This is a genomic window from Ameyamaea chiangmaiensis (genome assembly GCF_013376175.1).
GTDB lineage: Bacteria > Pseudomonadota > Alphaproteobacteria > Acetobacterales > Acetobacteraceae > Ameyamaea > Ameyamaea chiangmaiensis.
In genome coordinates this window covers 39,030-60,772 of record NZ_JABXXR010000003.1, presented here as the reverse complement: position 1 = coordinate 60,772, position 21,743 = coordinate 39,030, and the positions used below count along the sequence as shown (strand labels likewise).

Genomic DNA, 21,743 nt, shown 5'->3' with positions numbered 1-21,743 from the left:
CGCGCGCCCCCCCTCGGGCCCTGCGTGACCGCCCGCCCGGCCGCGGGCCACCATCCCGCTCCTGACCTGCCCTCATTGATTGCGCGCCGCGCGCGATCCGACAGAGACCGCTTTTCAGGACGCTTCTTCATGCCTTCTTCCCAGCCGACGCACACGCCCCGCGTGCGCGTCACGGCTCGTTCAGTGCTGCTTGTCGGCCTGTTCGGGCTTGCGGCCGCGCCAGCGCGCGGGGCCGATGCGACCCCCATTCCGTCCGCCGATCACCCTGCGGACATGTCGACAACCGGCACCCCCGACGCGATCGAACGCATCACCGTAACGGGCGAGCGCCGGTCCCAGCCGGGCAACCCGGATGCAACGGGCCTGTTCAGACACGCCCTGGGCTTCAGCACCTACAACGCGGGCGGCGTGTCGGCCCTGCCGGTGCTCAACGGCATGGCCGATGATCGCGTCGCGACGCTGGTCGACGGCGTGCGTATCGCCGCCGCGTGCCCCAATCACATGAATCCGGCACTGTCCTATGTCGATCCGGACAGCGTCTCGGTCGCCGAGGCGCTCGCCGGGATCACCCCGGTTAGCGACGGCGGCGACAGCATCGGCGGCACGATCAAGGTCGAGCGGCGCGATCCGCTCTTCGCCTCGGACGGCAAGCTTCTGGTGAGCGGCCATGTGCGCGGCGACTACCGCAGCAACGGCGGTGGCTCGGGCGCCTCGGGCACGATCACCGTCGCCGGGGAACGGGTCAGCCTGCGCTACACCGGCTCCTACGCCCATGCCAGTAACTACCGCGAAGGCGGCGACGGGCGGCAGGTGCGCTCGACGAGCTATCTGACCTTCAACCACGCCGTGACCCTCGGACTGCGCCGCGAGCATCACCAGCTGGCCGTGACCGTCGGGCAGCAGGACATCCCGTACGAGGGCTTTCCCAACCAGTACATGGACATGACCAACAACCGTTCGACCTACGTCAACGGCAAGTATACCGGCGATTTCAGCTGGGGCACGCTGGAGGCGCGGGGCTTCTGGCAGCGCGTCGACCACGCCATGAACATGATGGGCGACAAGGGCGGCCATTCGGACACCACCGGTATGCCGATGAACACGCAGGAGCGCACCGCCGGCTATGCGCTCAAGGCCACGATACCGCTGGGCCGCCGCCATACGCTCGGGCTGGGCAGTTCGTTCGACCATAACGGGCTGAACGACTGGTGGCCGCCCCTGACCGGCAGCATGATGATGGGGCCGGGCACATTCCACACCATCAATGACGGCCGCCGCGATCGGCTGGGCCATTACATCGAATGGAACGCGCGCTGGACCCGGCACCTGTCCACGCAGCTTGGCCTGCGGAACGACGTCGTGATGATGAACACCGGGCCGGTCGCCCCGTACTCGTGGACCGGCATGATGTCCGCCGCCGACGCCGCGGCCGCCCAGCGCTTCAACGCCAGCGCGCGCGGGCGAACGGACGTGAATTTCGACGTCACGGCCACCGCCCGCTGGACCCCGCGTGACGACCTGTCCATCGAGGGCGGCTACGCGCGCAAGACCCGCTCGCCCAACCTGTATGAACGCTACGCGTGGGGGATGGGCAGCATGGCGACACAGATGATCGGCTGGTTCGGCGACGGCAATGGCTATGTCGGCAATCTCGCCCTCAAGCCGGAGGTCGCAAACACCGCCAGCGTCACGTTCGACTGGCACGATCCTCACGCAGGGATGTGGTCGGTAAAGGTCCAGCCGTTTTTCACGTACACCCACGACTACATCAACGTGCGACGGATCGGAACCTTCAGCAGCGGTCTCGCGACGCTTCAGTTCGTGAATCACAACGCCCAAAGCTATGGAATCAACAATTCGGTCGAAGCCCATCTGTGGAGCAGCGACCGCCTTGGCGCCGGTCACATCACGGCGAACCTGAATTGGGTACGCGGGCAGGATCTCGTCAGCCATTCGGGCCTCTATCACCAGATGCCGGCCAATGGCTCCATCGCGTTGCACGAGGTAAAGGGCCGGTGGACGGGCCGGGTGGAGATGACGTTCGTCAAGGCCAAAGGCACCGTCGACTGGCTGCGCGCCGAAAGCCGCACACCGGGCTATGCCCTCCTTGGCCTTGGTGGGAGCTATCGCTGGCGGAATGTCACGGTTGACGCTGGGATCGACAATGTTCTGAACCAGAAATACGACCTCCCGCTGGGCGGCCTCTATCTGGGCACCGGCCGGGCCGATCCCGCACTCTCGCCGGTCGCGGGCATGGGGCGCTCGTTCAATGTCAGCCTGACGGCATCTTTCTGACGCGCAAGAGCCGCGCGGAGAGGTCTCCGCGCGGCTTTTACCGATCCCGCCTGATCAGGCGTCAATCGGTCAGTCGAGGAAGGGGCGTCCCTCATGCGAGACCAGAAGGTCATGCATGTCGGTCGCGTGGTCTTCCTCGTCGGCCAGAAAACCTTCGAGCATGATTCGGGTTGTCGGGTCCTTGTCACCGAAATAGCGGATCAGTTCGCGATAATGATCGATGGCAATCCGCTCCGCGATCAGGTCCTGTTTGACCATTTCCACCAACGTCCCGGGCTGTCCATATTCGGTGGCCGAGCGGCTGGCCAGACCCTCCGGGTTGAAGTTGGGGATGCCGCCAAGCTGGTCGATGCGTTCGGCTGCGGCCATGACGTGCTGGCGTTCATCCTTGGCGTGCTCGGCGAACTCTTCAGCAACGCTCTGGCTGCTCAGCCCCTCGACCGAGATGGAATGCATCGTGTAGCGCAGCACGCACACGATCTCGGTCGCCAGCACGTTCTGCAGCAGTTCGATCGCCTTGTCCTTGTCACCCTCGTAGGTCGGCGTCACCGCACCATTATCGAGGCTCTTGCGCGCCCGCTCACGCAGGGTCGTCACATCGGACAGGAATGCGTCGGGCTTCGTATGTGCGCGGACGGCGGTGTCAGGCATGTTATCTCTCCTTCGTTCAGGAGATGAATGCGGTGAACGCCCACGGGTTCATTAAAAGGATGGATTTTTTATACCCGTTGCAAATGACTTGCATTTTCTGAAAGAAACAGGGGTGGGCGAGAAGCCCGCCCCCGTCGCCGCCTAGTTGCCGGACGGCGTCCCCGGCAGGGTGTGCCCGGCCTCCTGCTCCGCGTCACTGCGCGATACCTCATGCTGGTTCGCGGTCATCGGCGCGGCGGGTGTGGGCGACCGCTGTTCGCTCTTGAGTTGCCGCCACGCCTTGTTGCGCGTCGATGGCGTCACACGCTTGCCATGGTCCAGCGCCGACGCCGGCGACTTGCCCTGGGCCCGTGCCGCGCTCTCGGCCGTGGGCACCTGCCCGCTGGGCTGCGAGTCCGCCTGCGCCCAGGCAAACGCCGTCGGCATCAGCGCTACCGCAGCCAGGGTCAAAAGGGTTTTTCTAAAGATCATGCACTCGTTCCCCGCTTGGGACGCGCGACGGTAAGACTGGTAATGCCTGTTTGCTCCCGCCGCGCATCGAACAGTGCGTCAACGTCTTCCGCAATACGCGGTTGCGAGCACCGCCAACCGGTCCATGCACGGAGATCCCTCGCGGGCCGCATGGCTCGTGCGGGAAGGCCACTCTGCGGCCGGCACGAAAAAAGCCCGGAACAGGTGGTGTTCCGGGCTTCTTCACGACTATCGCTGCCCGCCCTCGGGCGACAGGGCGCCCGATCAGGAGGCGCGGGCCTCGGCGCCGGTCTCATCCTCATCGGCGCAATACGGGCCCGCCGTCACGATTTCGATGCTGAGCATCCCGTCCGTGTCAAACGCGCGACCCAGCGGCAGAACCGCACGCCCCGCCGTCCAGCGCATCGGTGCGGCCTCGACACCGTGCCAGCCGGCGAGATCGGCCTGCGTGCAGTGTGCGTCGACGACGTGCATCGCCTCCTGCTCCCACACACGCACCGCCCCGACCAGCACGCAAAGCGCGCGACGATCGTCGCAGAACGGGCCGACCACATCAGCCGGCCGCGCGTGCGCGAGTGCAGAACAACGCTGTCCGTACCAGCAGGCAGCGCGAAGACCACGTACCCATCGCGCACGTGCACCGAACGAAGCACGGTGCCCGCCTGCGTGGTCACGACCAGAGCCGGATCGGCTGTCACCGCAACAGGCGCGGATGCGGCCAGCCCCCTCTCGGCCGCGCGCATCGCCGAAGGCATCGGCCAGAATCCGTACCGGATATCCGGCCTCGGTCAGGGGCTTGCGCGGGTTGGAGCGCACCATGCGCTGACCCACCCACACCACCGGGCGGAAAGCGTCGCACGCGTCGAGAACCGCGAGCTGGTCGCCGACACGGATGTCCTCAACCGCGACCTCTCCACGCGCGGTCCGGATGCGCGTCCCGGACAGAAAGCACGTCGCCGGCGTGACCGTTGTATCGAAATCCCATGTTCCATTCGACATCTGATGAAACACGACGCCCTGGGGCTGTTAGCCCTCGGCCATGTGGATGTCGCTGATCGTCAGCGTCTTGCCGTTGGTGAACGTCACCACCATGCTGTAGGAACCGTCGCCGTTATCGACATAGCGGCCCGAGGCGGGCGCCACGCCGTCGGTCGCGACGATGGCGAAATGGGTCTTGTCCGACACGTTGTCGAAACGCGTCGACACCGCGTCTTCTTAGGACGTGAACACGACGGTGTTGTCGCTGTTGTCGAACGACATCTCGGTCCCGGCGGCGTGGTAGCCCGTATACAGCGTGCTGCCGTCCGTCATCTGGATCTGGCCGAGATCGACGCGGATCGGCTCGGCCGCCGAACCCAGGGTCGCGTTGTCGAGCACCAGCGTGCCCGACCCGCTCAGGCGCGTTGAATCGAGGACGACGTTACCGTCGTTGTTACGGATCGTCAGCGTGCCTTCGATCTCGTTCACACCGCCAAGTTCGACCCCTGGACGGTGTGTCGACGACGATCGCGCCGTTGCCGCGAATCTCGAAACCCTGCGTCGCAAAGGCATAGCCGGGGCCCGATGTCTGCGCAGTGATGACCAGCGTCGCATCGCTCATGACCGACAGGCTGGTGAACTGGCGACGCGTGATGGTTCAATCGGTCTGAACTGGGGCTTTTCGAAAACACGAACGCCGCGTCCGCTAAGCAGCGAGCGCGGCGTGTGGTCTACTCAATGGGCGGCAAGAAAAGCGATCAGAAGTTTGTTGACCGCAGCCGTTTGCTCCATCTGCGGCATATGCCCGGCACCGGCCAGAACATGGACCGCGATACGATCGGGCAGGTCGGCCGACTGGGCCACCGGCACGACCGCATCGGCCTCGCCCCAGATGATCTGGACCGGGGCCGACAGTTCCTCCAGCCTGGACCGTGTGAGGTCGGCCTGATGGCCGTCGGGGAAGTTGGCAGCCGCAATGGCGCGCAGTGCCGCTGTCACGCCATCGATGCGCTTGAAGCGCTGCATGTCCTGAACCATGTCGCGGCTGACCAGCCCGGGATCGGCGAACAGTGGGCGCAACCCGGCTTCTATGTCGCGCGTGCGCGTCGCCTCGGCCATCGTCGTGATGAAGTCGCCATTGATCTCCGAACCCAATCCGGCCGGTGCGATCAGGCTCAGCGACGCGACGCGTTCCGGTGCGGCGGCGGCCGCAGCGATCGCTACCCCACCGCCGAGCGAATGCCCGACCAGATGCGCCTTGTCGACACCCAGCGCATCGAGAACGCCCAGCGCCACCTTCGCCAGGGCTTCCTTGCTGCCGTCCTCGACGGTCTTGTCCGAACCGCCGTGACCAGGCAGATCGAAGCTGATCGCCCGACGCTCGACGGCCAACGGCGGCTGGGTGAACAGCCAGCCGTTCAGATCGCCGCCAAATCCGTGGATCAGCAGCACCGGCACACCGTCGGGGCCATGCAGGTCCAACACACGGATGGATTGGCCGCCGATGTCGATCTGCGTGGGTTCGGTGACCGTCGCGACCGCGCCCTCGTCATCCTCGACGACGGCGGTGGACTGGAACGTCTCGATGAAGCTGTCGATGTCGGCATCAGACACGTCGGCCGGAGCCACGACACCGATCAACGCACCGACGCGCAGCGTGTCGCCCGCCGCCGCGACCTTGCGGCGCAGGACACCATCGACCGGGCTTTCGTAGGCGTTGGTGATCTTGCTGGTCTCGATATCGGCGATTTCGTCACCGACCTTCAGCGTGTCTCCATCATCCACGGACCAGAACGCAAGCTTGCCCTCCGTCATGGCCAGACCGAACTTGGGCATGACGATCGGGGTAATGGTGTCGGCCATGTCAGGCGACCCTTTCGGCGGTTTGAGGCGCGACGGACCGAACCGCCGAGATGATGCGGTTGACGTCGGGCACGTAGAGGGACTCGAGCGTGCTGGCGAACGGCACCGGGGTGTGCGGCGGCATCACGCGACGGATCGGCGCCTTCAGGTCGGCGAACGCTTCCTCGGCGATCAGGGCCGACAGGTCAGCCGCCATACCGCAGCGCGGGCTGGATTCATCGACGATAACGACCCGGCCCGTCTCGGCCACGCATTCCAGGATGGTCGCGGTGTCGAGTGGCGATGTCGTGCGCGGGTCGATCACGGTGCAGCCGATGCCCTCGGCCTTCAGGCGGTCGGCGGCCTCGTTGGCCAGCTTCACCATGCGCCCGATGGCGATCAGCGTCACGTCGCCGCCCTCGCGGGTCAGGTTCGCCTCGCCGAACGGGATGGAATACATCTCGTCGGGCACTTCTTCCTCGTCGTCATACATGACCTTGTTCTCGAAGAAGATCACCGGATCATCGTCGCGGATCGCCTCGATCAGCAGCCCCTTGGCTTCGTACGGCGAGGACGGGACCACGACCTTGAGGCCGGGAATATGCGTGAACAGCGGATACAGCGCCTGGCTGTGCTGTGCCGCCGCGCTGAAGCCCGCGCCATACATGGTGCGGATGACCAGCGGGGTGCGCGCCTTGCCCCCGAACATATAACGGAACTTGGCCATCTGGTTCATGACCTGATCCAGACAGCTGCCGATGAAGTCGACAAACATCAGTTCAGCGACCGGACGCAGACCTGTAGCCGCCGCACCTGCCGCAGCGCCGATGTACGAGGCCTCGCTGATCGGTGTGTCGAGCACCCGGTCAGGGCCGAATTCGGTGTACAATCCCTTGGTAACGCCCAGAACGCCGCCCCAGGATTCGTTGTTCCCCGCTGATCCTCCACGGCCGCCGGCCACGTCCTCGCCGATCAGGACGACGCGCGGATCACGCCGCATTTCCTGCCGCAGCGCTTCGTTGATCGCCTGGCGGTAGCTTTTCTTGCTCATGATGTCGTATCCCGCTCAGTAGGAAACATAAACGTCGGACAGCAGGTCGGGCGCCTCGGGCATCGGAGCCGCCTTGGCGTTGCGCACCGACAACTCGATCTCGTCGCGCACCGCCTGATCGACGGAATCCAGCTCGTCAGCGGTGAACAGGCCGGCCTCGGTCGTGCGGTTGCGGAACTTGACCAGACAATCGCGGTCGCGACGTTCGGCGGCAACATCCTCGGACTTGCGGTAGCTCATCGAGTCACCCTCGAAATGACCATACCAGCGCGAGAGATGGACATGGACCATTGAGGGGCCCTCGCCACGGCGAGCGCGTTCGATCGCCTTGCCGGCCACCTCGTAGACGTCGAAGAAATCAGTGCCGTCGCATTCAAAATATTCCATGCCGAAGCCGGCCGCGCGCGCTTTCTGCGTGCCTGCCACGGCATAGCTGGCGGCCGTCGCCTCGCCATAGCCGTTGTCTTCGACCACAAACACGGCCGGCAGGTGCCAGACGCTCGCCAAGTTAAGGCTTTCGAGCGTCGTGCCTTCGTTTGAGGCACCGTCCCCATAGAACGCAACCGCGACACCGCCGTCTTTCAGCAGCTTGTGCGAAAGCGCCGCACCACAGATCAGGGGCGGACCACCACCGACGATCCCATTGGCGCCCAGCATCCCGCGTGAGAGATCGGCAATGTGCATCGACCCCCCCTTCCCGCCACAGATACCGCTTTTGCGTCCATAGATTTCAGCCATCATCGCGCCCACATCGACGCCCTTGGCAATACAGTGGCCGTGCCCGCGATGGGTGCTGGCGATGGTGTCGTTGTCGGTCAGGTTTGCGCACACGCCCACCCCCGACGCTTCCTCGCCGCAATAGAGATGAACAAACCCCGGGATTTCCCCGGTGGCGAATTCGATATGCAACCGTTCCTCAAAATCCCGGATCGTGCGCATCGCGCGATAGGATCGGGCCATGACATCCCGATTGATCTGCAGGGTGGACATACGAGACTCCCCGTTTTCTTGCTTCGTTCCGGCCGGCCCGCGTCACTGACGAACGCGTTGTCTCCGACGGCGTGCACGATCCAAGCTCGGCCTGCGCCACCCCGGAAAGGCGCCACAGGTGGGGAGTCACGCCTTATTGAAGCTTCAAAGCCGGGGTGTCGCGGAATTGCGACAGGCATGCGCCGCCTATCGCTGGTATGAGCGCTGTAACGGCCCCGGCGGGGGCGAGAAGGCCCTGAGGTCCCGATGTCCGCAACCTTGCACACCCACACCAGCCGGAGTCCGGCCAACGCGTTTCTGGCCTCCTCCTGGCAGCGGTGCGAATCCCGATATCACCTCGACCCGTCGACGCGGAAAATCACGGATCTGCTGAGCAGTCACGAGGTCCGGTATCTGTGCGACCGGGCGGGGCCCCTCCTGTCGGCGGCACTACCCGAGATGCAGCGTCTTATCACCATGGTCGGCGACATGGGCTTCACCGTGCTTCTTGCCGATCCCCATGGCGTGGTCATCGCCCGCCAGAGCAGCGCGCAGACCGAACGCGGCTGCCGGAAGTGGCACCTGTGGACCGGGGGCGTCTGGGACGAGGCGACCGAGGGGACGAACGGCGTGGGTACCTGCCTTGCCGAGGAGAAGGCCGCTCTGGTCGTCGGCCGCGAACACTGGCGCTGGAGTTTCCATGCCCTGACCTGTCTGGCGGTCCCGCTGTATGATGCGCAGGGGCGTCTGGTCGGTGCCCTGGATATCAGCGCCATGGGCGTGGAACTGCCGCCCGGCTGTCTGAAACTTCTGCTCGACAGCCTGAGCCAGGCGGCGCGCCGGATTGAAATGCGCCTGTTCCGTGCCTGTTATGACACCCACATGCTGGTGATGATCGGCGAGGAAAGCGGCAGCTCCGCGCCGGTTCTGGCCATCGAGCATGGCGGTCGCGTGAACGGAGCCACGTTCGCCGCCCGCCAGTTTATGGGCTGGGGCCGCGACGGCGCACCTCTGCCCGACAGCGCTTTCGCCCCCGAACCCGGTCAGGCGAACGCCTCGTTCGACGACGCCGAACGCCAGGTGGTGCGCACGGCGCTTGCCGCCACGCAAGGAAACGTCACCGCGGCGTCCCGTGCGCTGGGGATCAGTCGTGCCACCCTGCATCGCAAGATACGTGCGCTGGGGCTCGGGGCCCCGTCCTGACCGACGTCGCGCGTTACGAACGGGGAACGACGGCGCACGGCGCTTCACGGGGTCTCAGGACGAAGGGATCATCGGCGGCAACGTCGCGCGCTTCTATACCGACATCGATCGCGCCAGGGCCCTGTCCGAAAGCGGTCTCTGCAAGGGCTGCTTTTGTTCGACCGCAACGAAGTGCTCGTCCTGCTGGACGCCCGGCGCGATGAGCTGCTGGGCGTCACACGCGCTATCCTCAAACCAGGCTCCATCGACAGAAACGTTTCGACATTTCATTACAAAGCATTGGATATTCCGAACGTCACCATCGCCGAACAGGCGGAGCGCGTGCAGCCGCCATCTCCATCGAGGGCATGACCGGGGTCGAAGAGCTGTCCCTGAACGGGCGCACAGTGTCGCTCAGCCACCGGCGCCTGCCACAAGGCGGTCGGTTGCCCACCCTTGACGACCTCACCGAGCAACGTCACCTCGCGAACCGGATCATCTATCTCGCGCATCATGATCCGCTGACCGGCTTCCAAATCGCAAACTGTTCAATGAACAGCGTCTCGATAGGACCACCGTGTCAGAGGGCGAAACGAGGGCGGTCGTTCTCTATGTCGATCTGGATCACGTCAGGCCGGTCAACGATAGTTCCGGCCACGTGACCGGCGACTGTGTGCTCGACTAGGTCGCCCGGCGTATCCAGTCGCATCTGCGCCCAGACGACAGCGTCTGCCGTCCGGGCGGCGACGAATTCGCTGTCCTGATGCCACGTTGCCGTGCCGAAACCGACGCGATCGGCGAGATCGCCGTGACAATCGGCGCCTGCGTGGGTATCGCGTTTTCGCCATCATACGGGACAGCGCCGGACATTCTTCTGCGCGATGCCGATCAGGCACTGTACCGTGCCAGGGAAACCGGTCGTGTTTGTCAGGGTGTTTACAACAATAACATGGAGTCTCTCCTCCGTGAGAGACGGGAGTTCCAGCGCGACCTTCAAGCGGCCATCGGCACTGCGGCGTTCCTTCTCCATGACCAGCCGGTCGTGGATGCGCGCCGCAGCCCCACCCCGACCCGTCGTGCGAACCGGCCTGAGGCGCCATCAGCCGCCCGATGCTCGCTCCAGATGCGCCAGAGCCAGCGCCGCCACGCTAAACGCCGTGATGCGCGACGTTTTCGGATTACGCGGGTCAGGCGCGTTCATGAATTCAAAATGCGCATGGCCGAGCGCGCTCTGAACCCGAACCTCGTGCGTATTGTCCCGCACGGTCGGATCGGCAACAACCCTTACCCGCGTGTGGTCGAGCCCGGCCGCCAGTGCGACAGCCAGCCCGGCGTTCAGGTTGCGCGGGTACCGCTGTGCCGCCGTCACGGCGTCCCCTTCAAACAGAACGACCTCGTTCCCGATATGGTCGACATCGTGACCCATCTGACGCAACTCGTCCCGCCAGGCCGCCACCGGCTTGCGCGACGTGTAAACCACGGACAGATCCGCCGCGCGTGACACGGTCGCCAGATAGTCCAGCCCTCCGACGGCGCCGTGGGGCAGCAAAAGTCTGGCAGCGGTCGTTGTCCTGAAAGCCTGCAGACGGGCACGAAAGACGGTATCGGCCAGCGCGCCAACCGAGGCCCCCACCACGTCGATCCCGGCCGCCAGAACCCGGGGGGCGATGTCGCACAACGCAGCCTGCCCGGCGACTTCGATCACCAGCGCCGGTCGCAGACGCAACGCCTCGTCCAGCGTACGAACGCCGTCCCGATCGCTGCCCGATCGGTTGAACCCGATGACGTCATGTCCCGCCGCACGCAGGGCATCGATCAGCGGGCGCCCGATCGCGCCCGTCCCGATCACCACACACAAAGGCATTTCATCTCTCCCCACGCCCGATGGGACAGTCCCTGTCCGAAGAACCGGCCGCACCTCACAACGTTGCCTGTCTATCGTCTTCAACCCCACCGTCTCACGCGCGGAGCGTTCCATGAAAGGTCGCTCGTTTGACGACATCCTCACACTGCCCGGATCCACGCTCGGCCAGGATCGTCTGTCGCGCGCACCGCCTTGACGACCGGGCCTGCCCGAACAGTGTACACTCGATCGTAAAGGCGGGGTGCCCGCGACGCCCGATCTGTCGGTCATCGTGTCGTGCGACGCGGTGGCTGTGTCAGGCAATGGTCCGACCGCCGCGTTCGACGACATATTCGCCGCGGATGACTGGCTGCCCCAGCGGCACAACGGCGTTTATGAGGCCCATCATTATCACAGGCGGACCACGAAACATGGCGTCTCCACCGGGGAGGCGCCGGTCGCACGCCGGTGGCTCCGGGGGCCGGACGATGATGGTCCGGGCCCGGGACGTGGCAGTCTTGCCGGCGGGAACACACCGCTGCACACTGGACCGGGATGGCGATTTCGCCGCCTCAGGCGTTCATCCGTCCGGTCCGTCGTTCGACATCGGGCGCACGGCACCGGACCCGGTCCGCGGGCACGGCCGTGGAACAGACCGCCGCCGCGACTGGACCCGATGACGGGGGAGGCGGCGTGCTGAAAAACTCTCTGGAGGTGTCGTTGATGCAGCGCCGATCGTTTGTCACAGCGTCAATCGCGACCATGGGGCTGAGCCTGACACGCCATGGCCTCGCCGCCCCGGTAGCCGCTCCCGCCATCGGCAGCCTCGGCGCCGGGCAAGTCGGCAGCACGCTGGGCGAACTCTGGATAAGGTCCGGTCTGCACGTCATGTTTTCGGCCTCGACACTCAGCCAGCCGCGCGCTCTCGCGGCGTCGCTCGGTCCGCTCGCATCGGCTGGCACGCCCGAACAGGCCGTTGCGTTCGCAGACGTCATCCTTCTGGCCGTGCCGTACGGCGCCATCCCGCACCTTGCGCCGCGTCTGGCGGCCGCGATGGCCGGCAAAATCCTTCTGGACGCGACCAACCCCTATGGCGGCCGCGATGGTGCCGTCGCCGCCCTCGCAGAGCGCGACGGCGCTGGCCCGACCACACAACGCTATTTTCCCGGCGCGCGGGTCGTGCGCGGCTTCAACGCACTAAGCATGAGCATCCTGCGGCGCGAAGCGTTTCGACCCTCCCCCCGGCTGGCGGTGCCCTTGGCCGGTGACGACGTCGATGCCGTCGCCACGGTTGAAACCCTCGTCCGCCGCGCCGGGTTCGACCCGGTCGTCACCGGCGGCCTGGACACCGCCATCCGGTTTCAGCCGGGCCACCCGGGTTTCGAGCGCCAGGACGACGCCGCCGGGCTACGGGCGGCATTGAGCGGCCGCGATTAGCCACGCCGGATGCCTTGCGGGGCGACGCCGGCTGTCCATCTGTTAAGGGACAGCGGCACCGGGCAATGCCGATGCGGGAACTGTGCTAGGCTTGCGGTGCGCTGCGTCACGCGACGCACGATCAGGAGGAACAATAATGTCCGCGTCATCACCCAACCCACTCAAGCAACTCGAACAGTTCGGCCAGTCGCCGTGGCTGGATTTCATCCAACGATCGTTCACGGAAGACGGCAGCCTTCGCAAGCTTGTCGCGGAAGACGGCCTGAAGGGCGTTACGTCCAACCCCGCGATCTTCGAAAAAGCCATGGGGCACGGCACGGATTACGACCCGCAGATCAAGGACATCCTTGCCAGGCAGCCCGACATCTCGGCGTCCGACCTGTATGAAACGCTCGCTATCGACGACATCAAGGCTGCGACACGGGTACTGAGGCCCGTCTATGACGCAACGCGCGGGCTGGACGGCTATGTCAGCCTCGAAGTCTCACCGTTTCTGGCCTTCGACACCGATGGCACGATCGAGGAAGCCCGCCGCCTGTGGAACGCCGTCGACGCGGAAAACCTGATGATCAAAATCCCTGGCACCAAACAGGGCACCGAGGCTTTCCGCGTCGCGACCTCCGAAGGCATCAGCGTGAACGTCACGCTCCTGTTCTCGCTCGACGCCTACAAGGCTGTGCTGGAAGCCTACCTGACAGGTCTGGAAAGCCGCCTTGAGGCAGGCCATGACATCGCGCGCATCGCCTCGGTCGCATCGTTCTTCGTCAGCCGCATTGACGGCAAGATCGACGGCGCGATCGACAAGCGTGTCGCGGCCGGTGACAAGGATGCCGATGCCCTGAAGGCGCTGCGCGGCAAGGTTGCGATCGCCAACGCGAAGGTGGCCTATCAGCATTACCTCGACGTGGTCGCCAGCCCGCGCTGGAAAAAGCTGGCCGACGCCGGCGCGCAGCCTCAGCGCCTGCTGTGGGCGTCGACGGGCACCAAGGACAAGGCCTACAGCGACGTGCTGTATGTCGACGAACTGATCGGCGCGGACACGGTCAACACCATTCCGCCGGCGACCTTCGACGCGTTCCGCGACCACGGCACGGCCAGCGAGACGCTGACCAAAGACGTCGACGCCGCCCGCGCCGTTCTGGCCGAGGCCGAGCGCCTGGGTCTCGATCTGGCCGGGGTCACGCAGACGCTGGTGACCGAGGGTTGTGCGTCGTTCGAGGTCGCTTTCAAGGCGCTTCTGGACTCGGTCGGCGCGAAAAAGGCTGAAGTCCTCGAAGCGGTGTCCTGATACGGGTGCCCCGGTAATCCGGGGCACACCGCCTGGCGACGTCAGGCCTGCGACGCCAGTGTGTCCGCCCACGCCTCGATCGAGTCGCCGCTGCTCATCCCCGGAGTGACAAGGCCGTCGATCATGAAGGTCGGCGTGGTGTGGATGCCATTCTGACGCGCATAGCGGCACTGCCATTTGATGGCCCGATCCAGGTCAGGGGTCGAGAACGCGGCGCGGAGAGGCACACCGCTCAGATGCTCCAGTCGAGCAATGATGTCATTCGGCGTCGCGTCCCGATTGGGGCCGTCGCAGTGATGTTCGAATTCGAACGCCTCCCGCCTCGCCGCAACGGCGGCCATCACGCGACGGGCCTGTTCCCTGCCCTCGGGCAGGGTCGATGCCGCCAGAATGCACCGCACGATGAGCCCGGAAAACAGGTGCCACGGCTGAGACTGCAGTCTGATGGTGATGGAAAGCCGATCCGGACCGACGTGCTCAAGTAGAACCCATAGCTTGTTGAAGGTCTTGACCGAAAACGGGCAGGTTGGTTCCAGAAAGACGTCCAGACGCCTGGGCCCGTGTCCCCACGTCAGTTCTGCGGCATGCCATGCGGTCGTAACCATGGTCGGGGTCCTCTCGATCCCGCCGTTGCGCAACGCGCCGGACGGACAGGCGTTGAACAGTGCCGACATCGCGCCGCCGAGGCGCCATGTGCAATGCCGGCATGTTTGATTAGGGTCATGGTATCAGCTCTGAGCCGCCCTACATATGTCTGGCGTGGCCACAAGGCTGCTCACACAAGGAGGATTACAATGGCCGAAAAGTCCACTGCCGCGAAATCTGCGCAGATCAAGTCGCACCTCGGCACCCCCACCGACCTCGGTGCCGATGCCGTGCGCGACGTAAGCGCTGGCCTTAAGGAACTGCTGGCCGATGTCTTCGCGCTTTACATCAAGACGAAGAATTTTCACTGGCACATGAGTGGTCGCCACTTCACGGAGTATCACGAACTGCTCGACGCACAGAGTGATCAGATCTTCGCCATGACCGATCCTCTGGCCGAACGCGCACGCAAGATCGGCGGAACGACACTGCACTCCGTCGGCGAAATCGCACGCCTCAAGCGCATCCCGGACAATGATGCCGAGTATGTCACCCCGGAAGACATGCTGGCTGAGCTCCGCGAAGACAATCTGTCCCTGACCCGCAGCCTGCGCGCGGTCCATGCCGTATGCGACGAGGGCAACGACGTCGCGACGGCCAGCCTTATTGAGAACTGGATCGACGAGACCGAGCGTCGGACGTGGTTTCTGTTCGAATCCACCCGACCGGCCCCGGGCGCCAACAGCTGATGTCAAAAAAAGCCTGGAGGCGCCCTGCGCACCTTCAGGCTAATATTCTCGTCTCAGGGCGTTCCTGATTGAACCAGGCGTCAGGCTTTGGACTTGCGAGACCGCGCCCGGCCGAACAGCTCGAGACGGCGGCTGACAAGGTCATAGCCCATTCGCGCGGCAATCGTCTCCAGCAGCTTCTCAAGCGCCGCGTCCTCGAATTCCGTCACGCGACCGCTTTCGATATCGATCAGATGGTAATGCTGATGGTCGTCCGTCCGCTCGTAACGCGCCCGACCGCCGCCGAAGTCCCGCCTGTGAAGGATGCCGTGCTCCTCAAAAAGTCGCACGGTCCGATAGACAGTCGCTATGGAAATACGTGGATCGACGGCCATGGCGCGCCGATAAAGCTCCTCAACATCGGGATGATCGTCTGATTCCGACAACACATGGGCGATTGTTCGCCGTTGTCCGGTCAGTTTCATTCCCTTTTCGCGGCATAGTTCAGCGATCGGGGAGTCCAGGGAGGGCGTATCACTCATCAGGAGGCAGTGTAGCGACGAAAGAGCATCAGGGTCCAACTGAATCAGAAAACACAGCGTCCGCGAAGCGGTGGACGATCACAGTCGATCAGCACGCTTTGGATGCCGCCGCGTTACACCACCATGTCCGCTCTGACCTCGTCTAGACGACCCGTGCGGCGGGCGCAATCGCCATCCGCCGGACCGAAGGGGTCGGGCCCGGCGTGACGCCAGGCCCTTATCCGTTACAACCGGCCCATCACCAGAAGAATGATCACGATCAGCAGTACCAGGCCAAGGCCGCCCGAAGGGTAATAGCCCCAACCAGCACTGTAGGGCCACGTCGGCAGCGCGCCCAGAAGCAGCAGGATCAGAATAATAAGCAGAATTGTACTCATGAACGGGGTCCCTTCGCTTTCTTGGCGCCAGCCCGTAAGACTGATCTTTCGTATAAGGGATGACGACGACAGAAGTTCGCGGCACCCATCACGATATTAAAACAAAAAAGGCGGCCCGGAGGCCGCCTTTCCTGTTTGTCGACATGCTTATGTAAATAGACTGACACCAAGAAGCGCCATGACCAGAAACACGACGAAAATCAGTATGGCGATAAAGAACAGGATACGGGCCACACCCGCAGCGGCGGACGAAATGCCCGTGAAGCCCAAGAGGCCCGCGACCAGCGAAATCACCAGGAAAAGAAGCGCAAGCTTCAACATGTGTGGAATTCCCCAACTTATACCCGCATCCGTGTGATACGGGCTCAGATGTGGGCTATACGCGCGAAATGCGTGTCAGTTCACGCCTGAAACGGCGCAGTAACGATGTTGTTCGCCGCTTCGCGTGCGCGCATTATCGACGCCGGATCATCCGCCCCAGCACCAGACCCACAAATGCCGAGACCCCAAGAGCCAGCAAGGGTCGGTCAACGGTCCAGTCCCGCAGCACACCCAGCGAACCGCATCCACTCTTGCACACGCAACGCGTCATACCGGCAACGCTGCAGCCGGACGCAGCCTCGGTCGCGAGGGGGCGCACGCCACTTTCGAGAGAGAATGGCTCCACAGTCGTATCGTCGCTCATCAGTTCCTCCTGTCACAAAACAACCCGAGTCTAGCGAACCCGAGTGCTGCAGGGAACGCCTGAGCGTGTCCCGGGTCCGTCTCCGTTCCCGACCGTTGTGCATAAAAAAAACCGGCCCCTGAGGGCCGGCTTTTCTCCACGCACCAACGGCGATCACGGAGATCAGGCCGCGAGAGCATCGTCGTTGTTGATTTCCGGCTTCGGGCCGCTGTCCTGACCCTTGGCCAGAACGTCGCGATCAACGAGCTCGATCACGGCCATGTCGGCGGCATCACCATAACGCATGCCGGCCTTCAGCACCCGGGTATAGCCGCCCTGGCGCGTCGCATAACGCTCGGCAACCGCCGAGAACAGCTTGGCAACAATCGTGTTATCGCGAAGCTGGGCATAGGCCTGGCGACGGGCGTGCAGATCGCCACGCTTACCGAGCGTGATCAGCTTCTCGACCACCGGGCGAAGCTCCTTCGCCTTGGGCAGCGTCGTCGTGATCTGCTCGTGCTTGATGAGGGCGACGGCCATGTTGCGGAACATGGCGGCGCGGTGGGTAGACGTTACGCCGAGTTTCCGGCCGGCAACACCATGACGCATGATAAGTTCTTCCTGTTCTTCCGGTCCAGAGGCTCAGAACGGCTCGTCGAGCCGCTTGGCCAGATCCTCGATATTCTCCGGCGGCCATGCCGGCACATTCATGCCCAGCGACAGACCCATGGAGGTCAGAACCTCCTTGATCTCGTTGAGCGACTTGCGGCCAAAGTTAGGCGTCCGCAGCATTTCCTGCTCCGTCTTCTGAACGAGATCGCCAATGTAGACGATGTTATCGTTCTTCAGGCAGTTCGCACTGCGGACCGACAACTCCAGCTCATCCACCTTGCGAAGAAGGTTGCGATTGAACGGAAGATCGTCCTGCGGCTCTTCGGTGCGGACCGGACGGGGCTCGTCGAAATTGATGAACAGCTGCAGCTGATCCTGAAGGATGCGCGCAGCGAGAGCCACCGAGTCCTCAGCCGTCACCGCGCCGTTCGTCTCAACCGTCAGAAGCAGCTTGTCGTAGTCGGTGACCTGACCAACACGGGTCGGCTCCACCTTGTACGACACGCGACGCACGGGCGAGTAGATCGCATCGATCGGGATAAGGCCGATCGGCGCGTCTTCGGGACGGTTGGCGGCAGCGGGCACGTACCCCTTGCCGACATTGACCGTCAACTCCATGCCGAGCTTCACGCCTTCGTCCAGCGTGCAGATCACCAGCTCGGGGTTCATCACTTCGATGTCGTGACCGGTCTGGATCTGCTTGGCGCGAACCTCACCAGGCCCGGTCGCCGTCAGCATCATCCGCTTCGGCCCCTCGCCGTGCATACGCAGGGCAAGTTGCTTGATGTTCAGCACGATGTCGGTGACATCCTCGCGGACGCCGGGCACCGACGAGAACTCGTGCAGGACGCCGTCGATCTGGATCGCCGTAACCGCAGCACCCTGCAGCGACGACAACAGGACACGCCGGATCGCATTGCCGAGCGTCATGCCAAAGCCGCGCTCAAGCGGCTCGGCGACAACCGTCGCGGTGCGAGACGGCTCGGAGCCCGGCTCGACTTCCAGCTTTTCCGGCTTGATCAGGGACTGCCAGTTTTTCTGGAGGACCAAGGTGATGGCCTTTCAAAATGCGTGACCCCGGCAGTCGCGGGGCAAGGAGGGCGAAGCGTTCCAGCCCCCGCTTTCGCGGGGCGTAGACTCAGACGCGGCGACGCTTGCGCGGACGGCAGCCGTTGTGGGGCACCGGCGTCATGTCACGGATCGCCGTGATCGAGAAGCCGACGGCCTGCAGCGCGCGAAGAGCGCTCTCGCGCCCCGAACCCGGGCCGGACACTTCGATCTCGAGGGTCTCCATGCCATGTTCACGGGCCTTGCGTCCCGCGTCCTCGGCAGCGACCTGGGCGGCATACGGCGTGGACTTGCGCGAGCCTTTGAAGCCCTGCGCGCCAGCCGACGACCAGGCGATCGCATTACCCTGCGCGTCCGAGATCGTGATCATGGTGTTGTTGAACGTGGAAAGCACATGGGCCACGCCCGAGATAATGTTCTTGCGCTCTTTCTTACGAATACGCGGAGCGGCGGCCTTCGCCATGGTTTCTTCGTCCTGTCAGTTCGGGCGCCGGTAAAGGCCGGATAACCCTTCAATATCGTCACTCAAACGCCGGGAGAGGCTCACCCGGTCACCCGGGCAGCCCCTACCGCATCGCTATCAGCGCGTGGCCTTCTTCTTGCCGGCGATCGCCACAGCCTTACCCTTGCGGGTACGGGCGTTGGTATGCGTCCGCTGACCGCGCACCGGAAGACCGCGACGATGGCGGAGGCCGCGATAGCAGCCCAGATCCATCAGACGCTTGATGTTCATCGCGACCTCACGACGAAGATCACCCTCGACACGATATTCGCCATCGATCAGCTCGCGGATCTTGGCAATTTCGTCATCGCTCAGCTCGTTAACACGACGGGCATCGGCGATCTCAAGGCGCTTGCAGATTTCCTGCGCCTTCGTCTCACCGATTCCGTAGATATAACGCAGCCCAATCGTCACCCGCTTGTTGGACGGGATATTCACGCCGGCAATACGCGCCACGCCATTCACTCCTAGCCTGCCAGGTGTTGTTCCCGGCATGAAAAATTGTCCCGCCCGTGTCCGGGTCCGGGCCTTCCCGCAGCAGCCGCTCGCCGCCGTCAGGGAAAAATGTCCATATCCAGAGGGCGCGGCATAAACCGAGACCCATCCAGAGTCAACGAAATCAGATCACTTTTTCGTGATCTCCTCGATCCGCTGCATGACGATATCCACCGCCTGGCTTACAGACGCGATGTCCTGCATGCCGTCGACACTGAAAAGTCGCCCCTGCGCACGGTAGTGCGGCAGGATGGGTGCCGTCTGCCGGTGGTAGGCCTCAAGTCGCGCCTTGACGGTTTCACGGTTGTCGTCGGCACGGCGGATGAACTCATGCCCGCCGCATACGTCGCAGACTCCGGCCACTTTCGTGGGTTTGGACACGTCATTGTATCCGGCACCGCACGCGGCGCACGTGAACCGTCCCGCGATGCGGTCGGCCAGTGCCGAATGGTCAACCTCCAGCGACAACACGCCGTCGATTTTCACGCCCCGAGACGCCAGCATAGCGTCCAGTGCGGCTGCCTGTGCTTCGGTTCGCGGGAATCCGTCGAGAATGAAGCCCCGCGCGCAATCCGGCTGCGACACACGAGACTCGAGCATCGCGATAATGATCGAATCGGGAACGAGCTGCCCGGCTTCCATCAAAGCCTTCGCCTCGAGGCCGATCGGTGTCGACGCCTTCACCTCCGCCCGGAGCATGTCCCCGGTCGAAATCTGAACGATCCCGTACTTCTCTTCCAGACGCTTGGCCTGCGTTCCCTTGCCCGCACCAGGGGGGCCCAGCAAAATGAGATTCATCGCCCGCGTCCCCGCCGCCGGGAGCGCTGGATCAGACCCTGATACTGGTGTGCCACGAGGTGGGACTGAATCTGGGTGACCGTATCGATGGTGACGGACACGATGATGATCAGGCTGGTCCCACCAAAATAGAACGGAACGTTGTAATGGCTGATCAGCACCTGCGGCAGCAAGCAGACCGCTACGAGATACAATGCTCCGATAACGGTCAGTCGCGTCAGGATACGGTCGAAATAGGTCGCCGTGTTGGCGCCGGGTCTGATCCCCGGCACGAAGCCGCCCTGCTTTCGCAGATTATCGGCCGTCTCTTCCGGATTGAACGTCACCGCCGCATAGAAAAAGGAGAAAAACAGGATCATCAGCGCATAGAACAGCATGTACAGCGGCTGCCCCTGCCCCAGTTCCTGCCCCAGGAACGAGAGCCAACCCGGCATGTTCTTGCCGTTCATGAAGCCCGCCACCGTGACGGGGATCAGCAGCACTGACGATGCGAAGATGGGCGGAATCACGCCCGCAGTGTTGACCTTGAGCGGCATGTGGCTCGACTCGCCGCCAAACATGTGTCGGCCCACCTGACGCTTGGGATACTGGATCACCACGCGGCGCTGCGCCTGTTCCATGAACACGATGAACGCGATCGTCGCCGCCGCCAGCATGAGAAAGATGATCACGAAGATCGGCGACAGCGCGCCCGTGTAGCCAAGCTGGAACAGACTGGCCAGAGCATGCGGCAGGTTCGCGACGATACCCGCGAAGATGATCAGCGAGATACCGTTGCCGACGCCACGGGATGTGATCTGCTCACCCAGCCACATCAGGAACATCGTCCCGCCAACCAGAGTGATGACGCAGGACACGATGAAGAACACACCGGGATTGATGACCGCAGAGCCTGCCTGGCTGTGCATGCTCTCAAGCCCAACGGCAATCCCGTAGGCCTGAAACAGCGCAATGACCACCGTCAGATAACGGGTGTACTGATTCAGCCGCTTGCGCCCCTGCTCGCCTTCCTTCTTCAGCGACTCCAGCGAGGGAAGCGCCGTCGACATCAGCTGAACGATGATGGACGCGCTGATATAGGGCATGATGTTGAGTGCGAACACCGTCATGCGCCCCAAGGCGCCCCCGGTGAACATGTCGAACATGCCAAGAATGCCGCCCTGATGCTGGGCAAGAAGTTGCCCCATCACGGTCGCATCCACCCCGGGGACCGGGATGTAGGTTCCCAGGCGATAGACGATCAAGGCGGCCAGAGTAAACCAGATCCGCTTCTTGAGTTCTGTCGCCTTGGAAAATGCCTTGATGTTGATGCTGGCAGCGATCTGATCCGCGGCGGATGCCATCCGCAGTCCTTTCACAAAAACA

The 21,743-nt window shown here is 63.8% G+C and carries 25 protein-coding genes and 2 pseudogenes; 7 read left to right on the top strand and 20 right to left on the bottom strand.

Annotated elements, in window-relative coordinates:
* Nucleotides 1-129: 129 nt before the first annotated feature.
* A complete protein-coding gene (locus tag HUK82_RS01120) occupies nucleotides 130-2,295 on the top strand; it encodes a TonB-dependent receptor (RefSeq protein ID WP_176612184.1) in 2,166 nt (721 codons plus the stop codon).
* A gap of 69 nt (nucleotides 2,296-2,364) precedes the next feature.
* Here HUK82_RS01120 and HUK82_RS01115 read toward each other — a convergent pair whose 3' ends face one another.
* The 8 genes from HUK82_RS01115 to HUK82_RS01080 form a co-directional block, all read right to left on the bottom strand.
* Entirely contained in the window at nucleotides 2,365-2,946 is a 582-nt protein-coding gene (locus HUK82_RS01115) for a ferritin-like domain-containing protein (protein ID WP_176612183.1), read from the bottom strand.
* 141 nt (nucleotides 2,947-3,087) lie between these two features.
* Entirely contained in the window at nucleotides 3,088-3,417 is a 330-nt protein-coding gene (locus HUK82_RS01110; protein WP_176612182.1) for a hypothetical protein, read from the bottom strand.
* Between the two features lie 264 nt (nucleotides 3,418-3,681).
* Complete coding sequence (locus tag HUK82_RS01105) at nucleotides 3,682-4,416, bottom strand: Hint domain-containing protein (RefSeq protein WP_176612181.1); 735 nt, start codon at nucleotides 4,414-4,416, stop codon at nucleotides 3,682-3,684.
* A gap of 27 nt (nucleotides 4,417-4,443) precedes the next feature.
* Nucleotides 4,444-4,623, bottom strand: a complete 180-nt coding sequence (locus HUK82_RS01100; RefSeq protein WP_176612180.1) for a hypothetical protein — start codon at nucleotides 4,621-4,623, stop codon at nucleotides 4,444-4,446.
* A 9-nt stretch (nucleotides 4,624-4,632) separates the two neighbouring features.
* Nucleotides 4,633-4,884: a hypothetical protein gene (locus HUK82_RS01095; protein ID WP_176612179.1), complete on the bottom strand. Its 252-nt coding sequence runs from the start codon at nucleotides 4,882-4,884 to the stop codon at nucleotides 4,633-4,635.
* Between the two features lie 246 nt (nucleotides 4,885-5,130).
* Complete coding sequence (locus tag HUK82_RS01090; RefSeq protein WP_176612178.1) at nucleotides 5,131-6,258, bottom strand: acetoin dehydrogenase dihydrolipoyllysine-residue acetyltransferase subunit; 1,128 nt, start codon at nucleotides 6,256-6,258, stop codon at nucleotides 5,131-5,133.
* A 1-nt stretch (nucleotide 6,259) separates the two neighbouring features.
* A complete protein-coding gene (locus HUK82_RS01085) occupies nucleotides 6,260-7,288 on the bottom strand; it encodes an alpha-ketoacid dehydrogenase subunit beta (RefSeq protein WP_176612177.1) in 1,029 nt (342 codons plus the stop codon).
* Nucleotides 7,289-7,303: 15 nt separating this feature from the next.
* Nucleotides 7,304-8,278, bottom strand: a complete 975-nt coding sequence (locus tag HUK82_RS01080) for a thiamine pyrophosphate-dependent dehydrogenase E1 component subunit alpha (RefSeq protein WP_176612176.1) — start codon at nucleotides 8,276-8,278, stop codon at nucleotides 7,304-7,306.
* 246 nt (nucleotides 8,279-8,524) lie between these two features.
* Here HUK82_RS01080 and HUK82_RS01075 point away from each other — a divergent pair, with 246 nt between their 5' ends.
* From HUK82_RS01075 to HUK82_RS17640, 3 genes and pseudogenes are all read left to right on the top strand, one after another.
* On the top strand, nucleotides 8,525-9,460 hold the full coding sequence (locus HUK82_RS01075; protein ID WP_176612175.1) for a helix-turn-helix domain-containing protein: 936 nt from the start codon (nucleotides 8,525-8,527) through the stop codon (nucleotides 9,458-9,460).
* 153 nt (nucleotides 9,461-9,613) lie between these two features.
* Nucleotides 9,614-9,811: a hypothetical protein gene (locus HUK82_RS01070; protein WP_176612174.1), complete on the top strand. Its 198-nt coding sequence runs from the start codon at nucleotides 9,614-9,616 to the stop codon at nucleotides 9,809-9,811.
* A 166-nt stretch (nucleotides 9,812-9,977) separates the two neighbouring features.
* Nucleotides 9,978-10,235, top strand: a pseudogene (locus HUK82_RS17640) (diguanylate cyclase); the annotation flags it as partial.
* A 303-nt stretch (nucleotides 10,236-10,538) separates the two neighbouring features.
* Here the strand turns inward: HUK82_RS17640 and HUK82_RS01055 are convergent.
* Nucleotides 10,539-11,303, bottom strand: a complete 765-nt coding sequence (locus tag HUK82_RS01055) for an aspartate dehydrogenase domain-containing protein (protein ID WP_212647831.1) — start codon at nucleotides 11,301-11,303, stop codon at nucleotides 10,539-10,541.
* A gap of 624 nt (nucleotides 11,304-11,927) precedes the next feature.
* Between HUK82_RS01055 and HUK82_RS01050 the strand changes: the two genes are divergently transcribed.
* Both HUK82_RS01050 and tal read left to right on the top strand, forming a co-directional pair.
* Entirely contained in the window at nucleotides 11,928-12,719 is a 792-nt protein-coding gene (locus HUK82_RS01050; RefSeq protein ID WP_306308927.1) for an NADPH-dependent F420 reductase, read from the top strand.
* Nucleotides 12,720-12,855: 136 nt separating this feature from the next.
* Nucleotides 12,856-13,992, top strand: a pseudogene (tal, locus tag HUK82_RS01045) (transaldolase); the annotation flags it as partial.
* A gap of 56 nt (nucleotides 13,993-14,048) precedes the next feature.
* Here tal and HUK82_RS01040 read toward each other — a convergent pair.
* Nucleotides 14,049-14,612, bottom strand: coding sequence for a DsbA family protein (locus HUK82_RS01040; protein ID WP_176612188.1), 564 nt, complete (start codon nucleotides 14,610-14,612; stop codon nucleotides 14,049-14,051).
* A 189-nt stretch (nucleotides 14,613-14,801) separates the two neighbouring features.
* On the opposite strand from HUK82_RS01040, the gene HUK82_RS01035 reads away from it, so the two are divergent.
* The gene (locus tag HUK82_RS01035) at nucleotides 14,802-15,341 is read left to right on the top strand and encodes a Dps family protein (protein ID WP_176612171.1); all 540 of its coding nucleotides are present in this window, start codon (nucleotides 14,802-14,804) and stop codon (nucleotides 15,339-15,341) included.
* 80 nt (nucleotides 15,342-15,421) lie between these two features.
* Here the strand turns inward: HUK82_RS01035 and HUK82_RS01030 are convergent, their stop codons facing one another.
* The 10 genes from HUK82_RS01030 to secY form a co-directional block, all read right to left on the bottom strand.
* Nucleotides 15,422-15,862: a Fur family transcriptional regulator gene (locus HUK82_RS01030; RefSeq protein WP_176612170.1), complete on the bottom strand. Its 441-nt coding sequence runs from the start codon at nucleotides 15,860-15,862 to the stop codon at nucleotides 15,422-15,424.
* 224 nt (nucleotides 15,863-16,086) lie between these two features.
* A complete protein-coding gene (locus tag HUK82_RS01025; RefSeq protein ID WP_176612169.1) occupies nucleotides 16,087-16,239 on the bottom strand; it encodes a DUF3309 family protein in 153 nt (50 codons plus the stop codon).
* A 147-nt stretch (nucleotides 16,240-16,386) separates the two neighbouring features.
* A complete protein-coding gene (locus HUK82_RS01020; RefSeq protein WP_176612168.1) occupies nucleotides 16,387-16,560 on the bottom strand; it encodes a DUF1328 domain-containing protein in 174 nt (57 codons plus the stop codon).
* A gap of 133 nt (nucleotides 16,561-16,693) precedes the next feature.
* Nucleotides 16,694-16,924 (bottom strand): hypothetical protein, encoded by a 231-nt coding sequence (locus HUK82_RS01015; protein WP_176612167.1) that lies wholly within the window; start codon nucleotides 16,922-16,924, stop codon nucleotides 16,694-16,696.
* Between the two features lie 162 nt (nucleotides 16,925-17,086).
* Complete coding sequence (rplQ, locus tag HUK82_RS01010; protein ID WP_176612166.1) at nucleotides 17,087-17,512, bottom strand: 50S ribosomal protein L17; 426 nt, start codon at nucleotides 17,510-17,512, stop codon at nucleotides 17,087-17,089.
* A 33-nt stretch (nucleotides 17,513-17,545) separates the two neighbouring features.
* Nucleotides 17,546-18,565 carry a DNA-directed RNA polymerase subunit alpha gene (locus HUK82_RS01005; RefSeq protein WP_176612165.1) on the bottom strand — a complete coding sequence of 340 codons (1,020 nt, stop codon included), beginning with the start codon at nucleotides 18,563-18,565 and terminating at the stop codon, nucleotides 17,546-17,548.
* Nucleotides 18,566-18,653: 88 nt separating this feature from the next.
* On the bottom strand, nucleotides 18,654-19,046 hold the full coding sequence (rpsK, locus tag HUK82_RS01000; protein WP_003621069.1) for a 30S ribosomal protein S11: 393 nt from the start codon (nucleotides 19,044-19,046) through the stop codon (nucleotides 18,654-18,656).
* A 117-nt stretch (nucleotides 19,047-19,163) separates the two neighbouring features.
* Nucleotides 19,164-19,541, bottom strand: coding sequence for a 30S ribosomal protein S13 (gene rpsM, locus HUK82_RS00995; RefSeq protein ID WP_176612187.1), 378 nt, complete (start codon nucleotides 19,539-19,541; stop codon nucleotides 19,164-19,166).
* A 168-nt stretch (nucleotides 19,542-19,709) separates the two neighbouring features.
* A complete protein-coding gene (locus HUK82_RS00990) occupies nucleotides 19,710-20,378 on the bottom strand; it encodes an adenylate kinase (protein ID WP_176612164.1) in 669 nt (222 codons plus the stop codon).
* The gene (secY, locus tag HUK82_RS00985; protein ID WP_176612163.1) at nucleotides 20,375-21,721 is read right to left on the bottom strand and encodes a preprotein translocase subunit SecY; all 1,347 of its coding nucleotides are present in this window, start codon (nucleotides 21,719-21,721) and stop codon (nucleotides 20,375-20,377) included. Before secY ends, HUK82_RS00990 begins: the two co-directional genes overlap by 4 nt.
* Between the last annotated feature and the right edge of the window lie 22 nt (nucleotides 21,722-21,743).